Below are 16469 nucleotides of genomic sequence, written 5' to 3'. Positions count from 1 at the left end.
AGAACCATAAAAAAACCTCTGCCGAAAAGCAGAGGTTTTTGATTTTTAGAACCACTCCGAGAGTAGCTCATAAATATCTATGGCGATTCGCCATTACATCATTCCTGGCATTCCGCCTCCTCCCATAGGTGGCATTGCTGCTGGAGCATCTTCTTTAATGTCTGTAAGTGCACACTCTGTAGTAAGAATCATTCCAGAAACAGAAGCAGCATTTTCTAGTGCTACACGTGTTACTTTTTTAGGATCGATAATTCCAGCTTTAAGCATATCTGTGTACTCACCATTTTTTGCGTTAAAACCAAAGTCTTTCTTTCCTTCTAGTACTTTAGAAATCACCACGGCTCCTTCACCACCAGCATTAGAAACAATCGTTCTAAGTGGAGACTCAATCGCACGGTTTACGATCTGCACACCAGTCTCTTGGTCTGCATTTTCTGTTTTGATTTTGTCAAGAGACTTCTTTGCACGTACAAGAGCAACACCTCCACCGGCAACGATACCTTCTTCTACAGCGGCACGAGTTGCGTGTAAAGCGTCATCTACACGGTCTTTTTTCTCTTTCATCTCAACCTCAGAGGCAGCACCTACGTAAAGTACCGCAACTCCACCTGCAAGTTTTGCAAGGCGCTCTTGTAGTTTTTCTTTGTCATAGTCTGATGTAGTAGTCTCTATTTGAGATTTGATTTGCCCTACGCGAGCTTTAATCATATCTGAGTCTCCAGATCCGTTTACAACAGTTGTATTGTCTTTATCTATAGTTACTGTCTCTGCAGTACCTAGCATATCTAGCGTAGTGTTTTCTAGTGTAAAGCCTCTCTCTTCTGAGATTACAGTACCTCCAGTAAGGATAGCAATATCTTCTAGCATAGCCTTACGACGATCTCCAAAACCTGGTGCTTTTACAGCAGCAATTTTAAGAGCACCACGTAGTTTATTTACCACAAGTGTAGCAAGTGCTTCTCCATCTACATCTTCTGCAATGATAAGAAGTGGCTTTCCTGTTTGTGCCACAGGCTCAAGCACAGGAAGTAAATCTTTCATATTTGAAATCTTCTTGTCAAATAGTAAGATATACGGGCTGTCTAGCTCTGCACTCATTTTCTCACTGTTTGTCACAAAGTATGGAGAAAGGAAACCGCGATCAAACTGCATACCCTCTACAACATCTACATACGTTTCTGTTCCTTTTGCTTCTTCTACAGTGATAACACCTTCTTTACCTACTTTTCCAAAAGCTTCTGCGATAAGCTCTCCTATCACTTCATCATTGTTTGCAGAGATAGATGCTACTTGCTTTATCTTGTCTGAAGAGTTGCCCACTTTTGCAGTTTGTTTTTCTAAATCTGCAACGATAGCCTCTACTGCCTTATCAATACCTCTTTTAAGATCCATTGGGTTTGCACCAGCAGCTACGTTTTTAAGTCCTTCTGTAACGATAGCTTGTGCAAGTACTGTTGCTGTGGTTGTACCGTCACCAGCAAGGTCATTAGTTTTTGAAGCAACTTCTTTTACCATCTGTGCTCCCATATTTTCAAGAGCATCTTCTAGTTCTATTTCTTTTGCTACAGTTACACCATCCTTTGTTACGTGTGGCGCTCCAAAAGATTTTGAAATAATCACGTTACGACCTTTAGGTCCTAAAGTAACTTTTACTGCGTTTGCAAGTTTATCTACACCACGCTTTAATCCGTCGCGTGCTTCTATATTAAATTGAATGTCTTTTGCCATTTTCTTTTTACTTTTTCAAAGGCTTTAAGCTGTATGCTCTAAGCGCTATGTTTAAAATATTTTAATTTTCTTAATACGCTTTCGCGAAAGCGAATACCTATTTATACAATTGCAAGGATATCATCCTCTTTCATAATCATATAATCTGCTCCGTCAAATTTTAGTTCACTACCTGCATACTTTCCGTATATCACAGTGTCACCTACTTTAACCGTCATCGTATGATCTTTTGTTCCAGATCCTACAGCAACTACTTTACCTCTTTGTTGCTTTTCTTGTGCACTATCTGGAATATATAAACCAGATGCTGTTTGAGTTTCTGCTGCTACAGGCTCTATTACAACGCGGTCTGCTAATGGTTGAATTTTAATTGCCATTGGTATTTAATTTAAGTTATAAAGTTTGATTCTAGTTGTAACCTCTGTAAGTTACGCTAGCGTAAATGGCAGAAATTATGCCAGTGATTATGCACTGACAAAATTGCATAAAACAAAAAAGCCAGCTGTAAAGCTGGCTTTTTATAATATTTTAATATGAGACTTATTGGTCTCCCCCGTCTGTATCTGGTAAACTTACCGGTGCTGGTGCAGAAGTAGATTGTTCTACAGCATCTGCATCAAATACTTGTGACTCTGCTGTTACTGAACCATCAAAAATAGCTAGATTACTAGCAAGTATAAGGATAAGTAATATGGTTGCAAGAGCCCACGTTGCTTTGTCTAGAAAGTCTGTAGTTTTTTGAACACCACCCATTTGCTGTGTACCGCCACCTCCAAAAGAAGAAGAAAGTCCGCCACCTTTAGGATTCTGTACCATAATAACCACTACTAGTAAAAATGCTACAATAACGATTAGTGCTAAAAATATATAAAACGTAGTACTCATAATATTTTAATCTTTTTGTTGCTCGAGTTGTTCTACTGCTCGAATTTGGTCTGCAAAGAAACCACTTTTTTCTGGATATTTCAAACTTAAAATGCGGTAAGCTTGTTTTGCTTTTTTAAAGTTTTTTTGCTCTACATAAACACGCGCTAAAGTCTCTGTCATCAAAGACTCAGAAGAATATGGTAATTCTTTAATAATCTTCTTTTTTTCTGACTTAGCAGGTTTTAATGCGCTTATTTTGGGATTTGTTTCTATAAAAGAATCTATGATTTTGCGCTTGCGCTCCTTGCTATTATCTTCTTGTACAGAAGTTTGGGTTTCGTTATTATCTTCACTTTTAGGTGTTGCAATAACTTTTTTAGTGTCGTTGGTTTTTGTTTGAACTGTCTCATCTTGAGAACGATCAATATGAGTGAAGCTTGAAAGCTGTAACCACTCACTAAAAGAGTGTGCCTCAGACTTAGTAAACGGTAATGGTTTTCCTACTTGAAGGGTCTCTTCTGCTCTCGCTCTTGTCATCTCAGAGTCTACTTTTTCTACAAAGAGATCTGGGTCTAGTATTTTAGAAGCTTTAGCTTGTTCTTCTTCATCAAGTATGGTAGATACGTCTTCTATATCTGTGATAATAAGGTTGCGTAGTGCCGTCTCTTGCTCTTTGATTTGTGCGCTTACGTCATTTTGTAAAAAACGCTCTGACGTAATGTAGTCAAAAAGCACAGCTCTGTCAGACGTGTGGCTAGCAGTACGCTTTAGGGCCTTGTTATAAGCAAAGCTTTCTTGGTTTTTTAATCCTTTGAGGTAGAGTGCTTGAGCACTCTGAAAAAATGGAAATGCATCTACGATATCACGTAAAGTTGCAGTTTCTTCTGCCGTGATTTTATCTGGATGTTCAAGCAGGTATGTGTATTGCTCTGTATTCATTACCAGCGTGCAAGTGATGCGTTAAAAACATCTTGAGTTATACGTTCATAAATCTCGTCTATAGCAGCGTCTAGTACACTACCCACGGGTTGTGCCGTGCCGGTAAAGTCAGAAAAGAAAGAAAACCTACGCTCAAAGTCATATTCACCGTCTGTTTGCGTGTTGTTATAAAAACGCACGTTTATAGTAATGGTTAATCTGTTTTGAGCAGCTGTATTTTCTGAGGTTGAGGCTTGTGGCGCAATGTAGTACTCTACAATCTCACCTTCATAAATAACGTCTGCATTAGTATTTGTTAATACTAGGGGAGACTGGTTTTGTATAATATCTCTAAGTTGCTCTGTAAACTCGCGGTCTATACCGGGTTCTACAATGGCCGCTTCATTTTGAAAAAAGCGAACTTCAAAAGTTTCTTCATTTACAATAGAAACTCCACTTAGAGAGTACACACCACAACTCTGGAAGCCAAGTGCAAATAAGATAATAAGTAAGGTGCTTTTTATAGAATTCATATGTAGATAACGAAGATGCGGTTTAAAAATTGAATGTACAAGCCTAAGGTTATAGATCAAACTGTTTGATTTTTCTATAAAGCGTGCGCTCGCTTATACCTAGTTCTTGTGCGGCAGCCTTACGTTTTCCTTTGTGACGCTCTAGTGATTTCTTTATAAGTTCCAGCTCCTTGTCGTGTAGTGATAAAGTTTCTTCCTCTTCTATCTCCTCTGCAAAGTGATATGGGTCTACTGTCTGCTCTGTAGGGGGTGGAGTAGAGGCTTGTTGTGATTTTTGAGGTATCTGTAATACATCCATCACTTCTTCTACCGTCTCGTAAGAGTCGTCTTGGTCATCATTATAAATCTTGTTTATAAGACTTTCATTCTCCTGACGTACATCTTGCGTGTTGCCATTTTTCATAAGCTCGAGCGTGAGCTTTTTGAGATCATTTAAGTCGGCTTTCATATCAAAAAGCACTTTGTAAAGAATCTCTCGCTCGTTAGAAAAGTCTGATTTTTCTTGTGATTTTATAACCGCAGGAAGTCTAGATCCTGTATCTGGTAAATAGTTTCTTATAGTCGTAGCGTCTACCTCGCGGTTAGTCTCAAGTACAGATATCTGTTCAGCTACGTTGCGTAGTTGTCTTATATTACCACTCCATCTATATTGCACGAGTAGTTGTATAGCCTCATCACTTAGGCGTATGGTAGGCATCTTATACTTCATAGCAAAGTCTGAAGCAAACTTTCTAAACAATAGGTGTATATCGCCTTTGCGCTCTCTTAATGGTGGCAAAGCAATATCTACAGTACTTAATCTGTAATATAAATCCTCACGAAATTTTCCTTCTTCTATGGCATCAAACATTGCTACGTTTGTTGCAGCGACAATGCGTACATCTGTTTTTTGTGTTTTTGAAGACCCTACTTTTAAGAACTCTCCATTTTCTAAAACTCTTAAAAGGCGCACTTGTGTAGGCAGCGGTAATTCTCCTACTTCATCTAGAAAAATGGTACCACCATCTGCCTCTTCAAAATAGCCACTTCTAGTGGAGGTAGCTCCGGTAAAAGCTCCCTTCTCGTGGCCAAAAAGTTCACTATCTATCGTTCCTTCTGGAATTGCTCCACAGTTTACGGCGATGTACTTGTTATGTTTTCTGTGTGAAAGCGAGTGTATAATGCGGGGGATACTTTCTTTACCTACCCCAGACTCTCCCGTAACAAGTACAGATATATCAGTAGGCGCCACTTGTATTGCTTTTTCGATTGCACGATTAAGCCCAGGATTATCTCCTATAATACCAAATCTTTGTTTTGTGGTTTGTATTCCTTCCATAATTACTTAACTCGTTTGTCGTGTCACAGCGCTCGCTTGTGATGGTTGTTTTTACGCTTTCGCGAAAGCGTAATTAAGCCCTTTAAAATGTATTAGTCTACATTAGTTCTGCCAATAATCTGCATACCCAACAGCCTCTCCTATTAGCGTTCCAGTAGTGCACTCATTTACTTTTACGTTTACAAAATCACCTACTTTATAATCACCTTTAGGGAAAACGGCAACTACGTTTTGGTCATTGCGACCGCTCCACTCGTCTTTATTCTTTTTAGACTCTTTCTCTATTAATACCTCTATGGTTTGATCTTGATATCTTAATAGATTTTTTCTTGAGATCTCACGCTGTAAGTCTATGACGTCTTGCAATCTTCTTTTCTTAATTTCTAGCGGAATATCATCTTCCATTTTACGTTCCGCAAGGGTTCCAGGGCGTTCAGAATAATAAAACATAAAACCGTAGTCATACTTTACGTAGTCTATAAGGTCTAGTGTGCCTTGATGATCTTCTTCGGTCTCTGTGGGGAAACCTGTTATCATATCTTGACTTATCCCAATGTCTGGAATAAGGTTTTTTATATTATCTATAAGCGTTTTATACTCTGCTACCGTATGCTGGCGGTTCATAAGCTTGAGTATTCTGTCACTACCAGATTGAACCGGTAGGTGTATGTAGTTACAGATGTTTTTATGGCTCGCCATCACTTCTATAACGTCTAGCGTCATATCTTGAGGGTTTGAGGTAGAGAAGCGTATTCTCATTTTAGGCTGTGCTTTAGCCACCATATCCATAAGCTGTGCAAAGTTTACCGCAGTAGCCTTTGCCATCTCACTGGCTTTGTCAAAATCTTTTTTAAGGCCACCGCCATACCATAGGTAAGAATCTACGTTTTGACCCAGTAGGGTAATTTCTTTAAATCCTCTATTTGCTAGATCTTGTACTTCTTCTAGTATAGATTGCGGGTCACGGCTACGCTCACGACCTCTTGTAAATGGTACCACGCAAAATGTGCACATATTATCACAACCACGTGTGATAGATACAAAAGCGGTAACTCCGTTAGTTTGTAATCGCACTGGTGAGATATCACCATACGTTTCTTCTTTAGAAAGGATAACGTTTACAGCATCACGCCCTTCTTCTACCTCACTTAGTAGATTAGGAATGTCTTTATAGGCATCTGGACCTACAACGAGATCTACAATTTTTTCTTCTTCAAGAAATTTGCTTTTAAGACGCTCTGCCATACAGCCTAGCACGCCTACCTTCATTGTAGGATTTTGTTTGCGCTTTACGGCTTGGTATTTTTCGAGTCGCTTTCTTACAGTAACCTCTGCCTTTTCACGTATAGAACACGTGTTTACAAGTACGAGGTCTGCTTCTTCAAGATTTTGAGTGGTGTTATATCCTTCATTTGCAAGTATAGAAGCCACCACTTCACTATCTGCAAAGTTCATCTGGCAACCGTAACTTTCAATAAAAAGTTTTTTACTGTTCTCGAGTTTTCGCTCTAGTGTAAGCGCTTCCCCTTGTTTATGCTCGTCTATTATTTTTTCCATCTGCTTAATCGTCCTGAATACGTTGTCAAGGATTATGCAAAGATACAGTTAATAAAGAATTGTGACAAAGTGGCAGGCGTTTAGAATTGACATAAATTCTCGTAATTTGTAGCAAAAATTAAAAAATTGCAACTCAAGCTACTCCCTATTTTAGTTTGTATACTCACGCATCAGGCTTGGTCTCAAGATATCGAGCCTGCTTCTACGCAACTGTATACACAAGAGTTTTCTATACAACACGATAATGACTTTCTTTTTGCAATAGACCGTTATTATACCGCGGGAAGCTTTTTGAGATATAGTAGAAAGGTAGAACAGGATTTTATTTTTAAAAATACGCAAGAGTCGCCGTTACAATATGATATCATCATAGGTCAAGAGACTTATACACCACGTGAGCTATTTGTAGAAAACTTTGACAGCTTAGAGCGACCTTATGCGGGCTATTTATTTGCAAGGTTTAATCTTACAAAAGCTCAGAAAAATAGCTTGTATACTGTGGGTCTTGAGATAGGTCTTGCTGGAGAGCAATCTGGAGCGCGTACCTTACAGCTCAATTATCACAGACTTATAGGGGCATTTATGCCCGTATGGTCTGGCCAGATTGCAAATAGTACACACATTAATCTTTATGGAAATTATATAAAGGACTATGAGTTGCCTAATTCTAATCTGTTTAAAAACGCTGCACTACAATCTTCTGTGGCTATAGGTTCAAGAAGAATGTATGCACGTCAAGAAGCACTTTTATACATAGGTGATAGGGCGCAAGTGAGTACCTCTAGTGCATATGGTCAAGTAGGAAACACAACAGAATTTTATGGTGTAGGCGGTGTAGGAGTTGAGTATGTAGTGCTTAATGCGCTTATAGAAGGTAACCCACTAGGTGATGGTTCTCCTTTTACCTTACCTGCAGTGCCAGTAGTTTTTTCTTTTAAGGCAGGAGGTGTCTATCGAGCGCATCGCAACACCTACCGTATGATCTATAAATTTAGAGCCAAAGAAACCAAAAGAGAGGGAAGAAGTCAGTACGTAACCTTTGAGTTTGCCAGACGATTTTAAATTCCCTTATTTTAGAGCGTTCACTTTATAAATATAAACCAGTATTATTTATGACCCACACAGACTTACTCACCAAAATAAAAAATGCACCACACGTAGATTTTGGTAATCTCTTTGGAGAGTCTATCAACCTTTTTCAAAAAGTGTTCTTACAAGGGTTACTCTTGCAGATACTAACCGTAGCCATTTCTTACGGGATATCTATGCTTGTTATGCTGCCTTTTAGTCTAGGTGGCGCATTTATAGATTATAATGATATCAATAGTTATAGTGATGAGGAAGTAGGCATCGTGGCTATTATCACAATGTTTTTTTTATACCTAATAATTACCGTTGTAATGGCGGTGGTAAACTTTGCCTTGCAAGCCGCGTTTTACAGAATCGTGCGTATGAAAGATAGAAACAAGCGCAGCGAGCTGGGTGTAGGCTTTGGGATGTTTATAAAAAAGCAGCATATAAAAAAGGTGCTCATCTTGTCTATGGCTCAAATAGGCATTGCCGTGGTGGCGATGTTATTTTTTATTCTCCCCTTGTTTTTTGTGCTTGTGCCGTTGCAATTTGCCGTTATCATATTTGCCTTTAACCCAGAACTCTCTGTAAACGATATTTTAAAAGCTGCTTTTGCTCTTGGAACAAAAAAGTGGGGAATCACCTTTGGGGCTTGTCTCATTATAGGTTTTCTTGCGCTTGTGGTAGGGGTGATGGCTTGTTTTGTCGGGGTGTATGCAACGATTTCAATTGTGTATTTACCGGCTTACCTGGTGTATAAAGAAGTGGTAGGCTTTACCGAAGATGAAGACCTCATTGCTCAGATAGGTGTGTAGTGTGAGTGCGCTTTCGCGAAAGCGTAATAAACCCTATTAAACCGCAATTTACAAGGCTTTAAAAATGCATTTATTATAGAAATAACGGCCTTGCGGATTGCGATATAAATAAAACATCTACTTTTGTAATCTGAAAAAATAAAATGTATGGCAAAGAATCTCGTCATTGTGGAGTCACCTGCAAAGGCTAAAACGATAGAAAAATTTCTAGGCTCAGACTATAAAGTTGAGAGTAGTTTTGGACACATTGCAGACCTTCCCTCTAAGGAGTTAGGTGTTGATGTAGATGGAGATTTTACTCCAAAATATAAAGTCTCAGACGATAAGAAAAAGGTGGTGAGAAACCTTAAGTCTCTTGCAAATAAGGCAGAGATGGTGTGGCTCGCTAGTGATGAGGATCGCGAGGGAGAGGCTATAGCCTGGCACTTAGAACAAGAGCTTGGGTTAACACCAGACCGTACAAAACGTATTGTTTTTCACGAGATTACAAAGACGGCTATACTAAGAGCTATTGAGAACCCTCGTAAGATTGATTATGATCTTGTAAATGCACAACAAGCGCGTAGAGTGCTTGATAGATTAGTGGGGTATGAGCTCTCTCCAGTATTATGGAGAAAGGTAAAAGGAGGTCTTTCGGCGGGGCGTGTGCAATCTGTTTCTGTAAGACTTATTGTAGAGCGTGAGCGTGAGGTTTTAGGTTTTGAGCCTAAAGCATCATATAGAGTAGATGCAGAGTTTACTACGCAAGATGGAAAGTCTTTTAAAGCAAAACTTCCTAAAAATATAACTACCAAAAAAGAGGCGAAGGCTTTTCTTGAGAAAAACCTTAGTGCTACTTTTAAAGTAGATGCGCTTACTAAGAAGCCAGCAAAAAAATCACCAGCACCACCATTTACTACCTCTACTTTACAACAGGAAGCAAGTAGAAAACTGTATTTCTCTGTAAGTAAAACGATGACGATGGCACAGCGACTCTATGAAGCTGGGCATATTACATATATGAGAACAGATAGTGTAAATCTATCTAAAGATGCAAAGGCTGGAGCAGAGGCAGAGATTGTAGCTGCTTATGGTAAGGAGTTTCATAAAGAACGTAATTATAAAGGAAAGTCTAAGGGAGCACAAGAAGCTCACGAGGCGATACGTCCTACAGATTTCTCAAAGCATTCTGTAAATATGGATCGCGACCAGATACGTCTTTATGAACTTATCTGGAAACGTGCGATTGCCTCACAAATGAGCGAGGCACAACTAGAGCGCACAAATGTGCAAATAGCTTCTAGTGCAGGTACAGATAATTTTACAGCAAATGGGGAGATCTTAAAGTTTGAAGGTTTCTTAAAAGTATACCTAGAAGGTAGTGATGATGAAGATGTAGAAGAAACAGGTTTACTTCCTGATCTTAAAACAGGAGAGGCGCTACTTAATAAATACATTACCGCCACAGAACGTTTTACAAGACCACCATACCGTTATACAGAAGCTTCTCTAGTAAAGAAACTTGAAGAACTAGGTATAGGACGTCCATCTACATATGCACCTACTATTACGACTATCCAAAATCGTAAGTATGTAGAAAAAGGTACTGTAGAAGGGAAGGAGCGATCTTATGATGTGCTTAGTCTTGAAAATAACGAGATAAAAGATAGAACTCTTACAGAAACTGTAGGGTCAGATAAAGGAAAGCTTGTTCCTACAGATGTAGGGATGGTCGTAAACGACTTTTTAGTCCAGCATTTTGAAAACATTCTTGATTATAACTTTACTGCAAAGGTCGAAGCAGATTTTGACGACATAGCAGAAGGAAAGCAGGAGTGGACTAAAATGATGAAGGATTTCTATAAAGACTTCCATCCTCACGTAAAAGATGTAGAAAAAAATGCAGAGCGTGAAGTAGGAGAGCGCATACTAGGTAAAGATCCAGAAACAGGTAAGCCTGTGAGTGTGCGTCTAGGTAAATTTGGTCCTATGGTTCAGATAGGTTCTGTAGAGGATGATGAGAAGCCTCGATTTGCAAGTCTAGGTCCAGATCAAACGCTTAGTAACCTTACGTATGAGCAGGCAATGGACCTCTTTAAACTACCTAAAGATTTAGGAACTTTTGAAGAAGAAGAGGTGTCTGTAAATAATGGTCGTTTTGGACCGTATGTTAAGTTTGGAAAAACATTTGTATCACTACCTAAAGGACGTGATCCAATGGATGTAGATCTAGATGAAGCTATAGTGTACATCAAAGAAAAACAAAAGGCAGACGCTCCTATATATATGTATGAGGATCTTCCGGTTCAAAAAGGTACAGGTCGTTTTGGCCCGTATATAAAATGGAACGGAATGTTTATAAACGTAAACAAGAAGTACGATTTTGATAACCTCTCTGATGAGGATATTGTAGAGCTTATAGAAGTTAAAAAGCAAAAGGAAATAGATAAAGTACTTCAGGATTTTCCAGAAGAAGGAATACGTGTAGAAAAAGCACGCTGGGGACGCTCTAATATTATAAAAGGTAAGCTCAAAATAGAGCTTAGTAAAGATATAGATGCTGCTGCTTTAAGTCTTGATGAGATAAAAGACTACATCGAGAAGAAAGCTCCAAAAAAGAAAGCTCCAAAAAAGAAGGCTGCCAAAAAGAAGGCGCCAGCAAAAAAGAAAGCTCCGGCTAAGAAAAAAACCACAGCAAAAAAGAAATAACATATGGCATTTGAGGTGCTCCTCCCTATTCCAGATCTTGCGCTTGCACATATACAGCTGCAGCATCACCAGTCACTAGGTAATAACATAAGGCTGCACAGCGAGCAAGAAGGACTGCCAGAATTAGAAGGGGTACGCATAGCTATAGTTTGCTTACGCGAAAAAAGAAGAGACCCCAATAATCTTTCAGACGGGCTCTCTTTTACCGAAGTGCGCCGAACATTTTATGAATTGTTTCCTGGAAACTGGCACACTACTATTGCAGATCTTGGAGACATAAATCCAGGTGCGTCTGTAGATGATACGTACTTTGCAATACGTACACTCAACGAGTCTTTATTCAAAAAAGGAATCATACCTATTTATATAGGAGGAAGTCAAGATCTTGTGTATCCTATTTATCGTTCTTACGATAAGCTAGATCAAATGGTTAATATCGTTAATGTAGATAGCCGTTTTGATCTAGGTGATGCCAGTCAGCCCATAAGCAACAAGTCTTACGTAGGTAAAATCATAGTCACAGAGCCTTATAATTTATTTAATTACTCAAATATTGGGTATCAGACCTATTTTAATCCTCAAGAGGAAATAGATTTGATGGATAAGTTGTATTTTGACTCCTATAGGCTGGGCAATGTTTCGGCAGCTATAAATATTACTGAGCCTGTTATGCGTGATGCAGATCTTGTTGCTATAGATCTTAATGCTGTACGCAGTAGTGAGTTGAGTACTAGGCATAATAAAATGCCTAATGGTTTTGATGGAAAGGAGATATGTACCATTGCAAGATATGCAGGGATAAGTGACCGTGTAAGTTCTTTTGGAATTTTTGAATATCAAAATGATGCTCAAGAAGAAAAAGCGGCAATGCTTGTTGCACAGATGATGTGGTACTTTATAGAAGGAGTAAATTTTCGCGCAAGCGAAAATATGGATGTAGAAAAAGGTAATTTCCTTACCTACCAAGTCCCTATTGAAGATGAGGTGCTTACATTTTATAAAAGTGAAAAAACAGCTCGCTGGTGGATTGAAATTCCATTTATTATGGGCTTGAATAATAAATTAAAAAGGCACACGTTATTACCTTGCACGTACCAAGATTATCTAGACGCTTGTAACCAAAATATCCCCGAAAGATGGTTTAAGGCAAGAAAGAAAAACGAGGTTTGATTGTGTGTTTCAACGATGAAAAGATTATTTTTGGCGAATAAATTGTTTATTTCAAATAAAATAAATAGGTTTACGCCCTTAACTTAGAATACTTAACCTAATATCCTATGAAAAAGTATATTGCATTTATTGCGATAGTAGCTTTGCTGTCTAGTTGTGGCAAAGGCGATCGTGGAGAGCTCGTTGGTGCCAAAGGCAAGCGATGGAATCCCGAAAAACCATTTGGTATGACTCTCGTTTCTGGAGGGGCATATATAATGGGTAAAAGTGATGATGACTTTGCTGCGGTAAATGATGCTCCTACTAAAACTGTTACTGTTCGTTCTTTTTATATGGATGAAACAGAAATCACAAACGCCGAATATAGACAGTTTGTAGAGTGGGTTAAAGATTCTACTGTACGTACAAAACTTGCTATACTAGCAGATGAGCTTGGGGAAACTCCAGGGTCTGGTGATGGAGCCAGTATAGGTGATTTTGCATTTAGTGATGCAGATCCAGAAAATATGACTCCATACGAGCAATATATGTACGATAACTATTATGGGTTAGGCGAGACTGGCTTTGAAGGTCGTAAACTCAATAAAGATATTGAACTAATCTGGGATACAGACCAGTATCCAGATGAGTACTATGCTGAGGTGATGGATACAATGTATATCCCACTAGAAGAGGCTTACAATGGACAGCGCACGATAGACGTAGATAAACTTAACTTTCGTTACACATACTTAGACATACAAGCTGCTGCAAAGAAGAACGGTGGTCGTCGTAAAGATCATATTAAGACAGAGGTGGTTCCGATTTACCCTGATACGACTGTATGGATTAAGGATTTTGCATACTCTTATAACGAGCCTATGCATAATGATTACTTCTGGCACGATGCTTATGGCGAGTACCCTGTAGTAGGTGTTACTTGGATGCAAGCAAAAGCATTTTGTGAGTGGAGAACAATGTATAAGAACTCTTACCAAAAATCAAAAAAGAGACAATTTGTAAATCGTTTTAGACTTCCAGGTGAAGCAGAGTGGGAATATGCTGCTCGTGGCGGACTGGAAAGTGGTGACTACCCTTGGGGTGGACCGTATGCAAAAAATGATAGAGGATGCTTCTTAGCAAACTTTAAACCTTTAAGAGGAGATTATGGTGCAGACCAAGCACTATATACTGTAGAGGCAGATGCTTACGAACCTAACGACTATAACCTGTACAATATGGCAGGTAACGTGTCTGAGTGGGTAGCTTCTTCTTATGACCCAGCTTCTTATGAATATATGTCTACTATTAACCCTAACGTAAACGATAAGGATAACCGTCGTAAAGTTATACGTGGTGGTTCTTGGAAAGATGTTGCTTACTTCCTACAGGTAAGCTCACGTGATTATGAGTATCAAGACTCTGCACGTAGTTATATCGGTTTTAGAACCGTACAGGATTTTATGGGAATTGATGAGAAAATCAACCTTAGAAAACCGAAGAAATAACTAATATTATTTACCCAAATTATATTATTCAATTACTTAACTAAATTAACTTAACTAAACTAAAAAATTTTATTAGTCATGGCAAAATCTAAAACTGGAAAGAAATTAATGAATATGGTCTACGGACTAGGAGCAGCAGTTGTAATTATTGGTGCTTTATTTAAAATTATGCACTGGCCTTTTGGAAACGAGATGCTTATTGTAGGTCTTGTTACAGAGGCAGTAGTATTCGCAATTTCTGCATTTGAACCAGTAGATGACGAACTTGATTGGGCGCTAGTATATCCAGAATTAGCTGGCGGAGCAGGTGGATCTAAGAAAAAAGCTGCAGCTCCTGTAGATGCAGAAGTACAATTATCTAAAAAACTAGACGATATGCTTAAAGAGGCAAAAATTGACGGTGAGTTGATGAGCAGCTTAGGAAATAGCATTCGTAATTTTGAAGGTGCAGCAAAAGGAATTGCTCCTACAACAGATGCAATGGCCTCTACAAAAAAATACTCTGAAGAGATGGCACTTGCTGCTGCTCAGATGGAATCTTTAAATAGCCTTTATAAGGTGCAGGTTGAGTCTTCTAGCCGTCAGGCAGAAATCAATGAGCAAGTAACTGCAAATGCAGGGAAACTTAAAGAGCAAATGGAGAGTCTTGCAACAAACCTTTCTTCACTGAATGGTGTTTATGGAGGAATGCTTTCTGCTATGAATAAAAACTAATTCTAGTTGTTTTTTACAATTAACTAACTAACAGCTAAAATTAAAAACAATGGCAGGAGGAAAACAAAGCCCAAGGCAGAAGATGATTAACCTGATGTATCTAGTGTTTATAGCAATGCTAGCACTTAATATGTCTAAGGAGGTACTATCGGCTTTTGGATCGATAAATGAAAAGTTTGATCGTTCTAATACTACGTTTGAAACTAAGAATAATCTAGCACTAGCAGATCTTTCTAAGAAGGCAAACGAAAATGAAGAGTTCAAAGCAGCTGCAGCAACAGCGCAGTCTGCAAAGCAACTAGGAGATGCATACTTTGCTTATCTAGCTTCAGAGAAAGATGCGCTACTTGCAGAAGTAGAAGATAAGACAGATTATGAATCAATGGATAAGTCTAACTTTCTAGATGAGCGCTTTTATAAAGGAGGAAAAATCACACCAGAAGGGCAAACTTTTCTTGATGAGATGGCAAAGTACCGTGACGGTATGGTAAAGCTTGCAGGTGACAATAAAGCGCTAGTTGCTCAAATCAATGAAGATTTTAGTACGAGTGATATTGTAGATGGAGAAGGAGTAAAGAAGGATTATATATCATATAATTTTGTAGGTTTCCCTTCAGTATCTTCATTAACTAAGATGTCTCAATTACAAAATGATATTAAGGTTGTTGAAAACGAGCTTTTAACAAAGCTACTTTCTGGTAATCTTAAAGAACTTGCTTCTTTAGATAATTATGAGACAGTAATGACTACTTCAAAAGGAGCTTATTACACAGGATCAACTTTTGATGGTGTGCTTTCTTTAGGTCGTGTAGATGCTTCTACAAAACCTTCTAGAGTTGAGCTTAAGCTTGATGGAAGAGCAATTCCTTCAGATAAGATTTCTTATGATGGTGGTAAACTAGTATTAGGAGTAAATACTGGTGGAGTAGGAGATCACAAAATCACAGGTACGTTATTTTACCCACAAGACGGTAAAGAAATAGAGGTTGCTGTAGAGCAAGCTTTTACAACAATAAACAAACCTAACTCTGCAACTATCGCTGCAGATAAGATGAATGTTGTATACCGTGGTGTAGATAACCCTATGACGATATCATTTGCTGGTGTGGCAGATAATGCTGTTACAGCATCTGGAGCAGGTCTTTCTAAAAGATCAGGAAGTAAGTACAATATGAAACCTTCTCAAGGTAGAGAGGTGACAATTAATGTGACTGCAAAGCTGCCAGACGGCGGTGGTACAGTTTCTGATAAAGCTGTTTTCCGTATTAAAGATATCCCGCGTCCAGTAGGAGCTTTAGGAGGAGATGACGGTGGTAACCTTAAGAAACCACGTAACACAGTATCTGCAGCTCCTATTAATGCTGTTTTACCAGACTTTGATTTTGACCTAAATCTTAAAGTAAATAGCTTTAAGTTTAGAGCAGGTGATCAGGCAACGGTAGCTGTACAAGGTAATAGACTTAATGCTGCGGCAAAGTCTGCACTTAAAAGAGCAAAAAGAGGTTCGTCAGTACAGATATTTGATATTAAAGCAAGTATACCAGGTAACTCTATAAGATTGAAGACAGTGTCTCCTATCATTATTGAGCTATCAAACTAAAAT

14 protein-coding genes are annotated in these 16469 nt (G+C 38.7%); 7 read left to right on the top strand and 7 right to left on the bottom strand.

Annotated elements, in window-relative coordinates; genetic code table 11:
* Positions 1 to 93 precede the first annotated feature (93 nt).
* The 7 genes from groL to miaB all read right to left on the bottom strand — a co-directional run bounded on the left by groL (position 94) and on the right by miaB (position 6921).
* Complete coding sequence (groL, locus tag MED134_RS06155; RefSeq protein ID WP_021778235.1) at positions 94 to 1728, bottom strand: chaperonin GroEL; 1635 nt, start codon at positions 1726 to 1728, stop codon at positions 94 to 96.
* Between the two features lie 101 nt (positions 1729 to 1829).
* Complete coding sequence (gene groES / locus MED134_RS06150) at positions 1830 to 2105, bottom strand: co-chaperone GroES (protein ID WP_021778236.1); 276 nt, start codon at positions 2103 to 2105, stop codon at positions 1830 to 1832.
* 163 nt (positions 2106 to 2268) lie between these two features.
* Positions 2269 to 2613, bottom strand: coding sequence for a preprotein translocase subunit SecG (gene secG / locus MED134_RS06145; RefSeq protein ID WP_021778237.1), 345 nt, complete (start codon positions 2611 to 2613; stop codon positions 2269 to 2271).
* A 6-nt stretch (positions 2614 to 2619) separates the two neighbouring features.
* Positions 2620 to 3534: a hypothetical protein gene (locus MED134_RS06140; RefSeq protein ID WP_021778238.1), complete on the bottom strand. Its 915-nt coding sequence runs from the start codon at positions 3532 to 3534 to the stop codon at positions 2620 to 2622.
* The gene (locus tag MED134_RS06135) at positions 3534 to 4046 is read right to left on the bottom strand and encodes an LptE family protein (protein ID WP_021778239.1); all 513 of its coding nucleotides are present in this window, start codon (positions 4044 to 4046) and stop codon (positions 3534 to 3536) included. The genes MED134_RS06140 and MED134_RS06135 overlap by 1 nt, the downstream gene beginning before the upstream one ends.
* A 49-nt stretch (positions 4047 to 4095) precedes the next feature.
* Positions 4096 to 5364, bottom strand: coding sequence for a sigma-54 interaction domain-containing protein (locus MED134_RS06130; RefSeq protein ID WP_021778240.1), 1269 nt, complete (start codon positions 5362 to 5364; stop codon positions 4096 to 4098).
* A 102-nt stretch (positions 5365 to 5466) separates the two neighbouring features.
* A complete protein-coding gene (miaB, locus tag MED134_RS06125; RefSeq protein ID WP_021778241.1) occupies positions 5467 to 6921 on the bottom strand; it encodes a tRNA (N6-isopentenyl adenosine(37)-C2)-methylthiotransferase MiaB in 1455 nt (484 codons plus the stop codon).
* Between the two features lie 126 nt (positions 6922 to 7047).
* Here miaB and MED134_RS06120 point away from each other — a divergent pair, with 126 nt between their 5' ends.
* The 7 genes from MED134_RS06120 (at position 7048) to gldM (ending at position 16466) form a co-directional block, all read left to right on the top strand.
* A complete protein-coding gene (locus tag MED134_RS06120) occupies positions 7048 to 7983 on the top strand; it encodes a lipid A-modifier LpxR family protein (RefSeq protein WP_021778242.1) in 936 nt (311 codons plus the stop codon).
* Between the two features lie 50 nt (positions 7984 to 8033).
* On the top strand, positions 8034 to 8807 hold the full coding sequence (locus tag MED134_RS06115; RefSeq protein WP_021778243.1) for a hypothetical protein: 774 nt from the start codon (positions 8034 to 8036) through the stop codon (positions 8805 to 8807).
* Between the two features lie 147 nt (positions 8808 to 8954).
* Positions 8955 to 11495, top strand: coding sequence for a type I DNA topoisomerase (gene topA, locus MED134_RS06110; RefSeq protein WP_021778244.1), 2541 nt, complete (start codon positions 8955 to 8957; stop codon positions 11493 to 11495).
* A 3-nt stretch (positions 11496 to 11498) separates the two neighbouring features.
* Positions 11499 to 12665 carry a formimidoylglutamase gene (locus tag MED134_RS06105; protein WP_021778245.1) on the top strand — a complete coding sequence of 389 codons (1167 nt, stop codon included), beginning with the start codon at positions 11499 to 11501 and terminating at the stop codon, positions 12663 to 12665.
* A 107-nt stretch (positions 12666 to 12772) separates the two neighbouring features.
* Positions 12773 to 14152 (top strand): gliding motility lipoprotein GldK, encoded by a 1380-nt coding sequence (gene gldK, locus MED134_RS06100; RefSeq protein ID WP_021778246.1) that lies wholly within the window; start codon positions 12773 to 12775, stop codon positions 14150 to 14152.
* A gap of 78 nt (positions 14153 to 14230) precedes the next feature.
* A complete protein-coding gene (gene gldL, locus MED134_RS06095; RefSeq protein ID WP_021778247.1) occupies positions 14231 to 14866 on the top strand; it encodes a gliding motility protein GldL in 636 nt (211 codons plus the stop codon).
* A 49-nt stretch (positions 14867 to 14915) separates the two neighbouring features.
* Positions 14916 to 16466 (top strand): gliding motility protein GldM, encoded by a 1551-nt coding sequence (gene gldM, locus MED134_RS06090; RefSeq protein WP_021778248.1) that lies wholly within the window; start codon positions 14916 to 14918, stop codon positions 16464 to 16466.
* Positions 16467 to 16469: the final 3 nt, after the last annotated feature.

The organism is Dokdonia sp. MED134 (genome assembly GCF_000152925.2).
Classification (GTDB): Bacteria; Bacteroidota; Bacteroidia; order Flavobacteriales; family Flavobacteriaceae; genus Dokdonia.
Note: the sequence above shows the minus strand (reverse complement) of the source record. Positions and strands in the feature narration are given on the sequence as shown.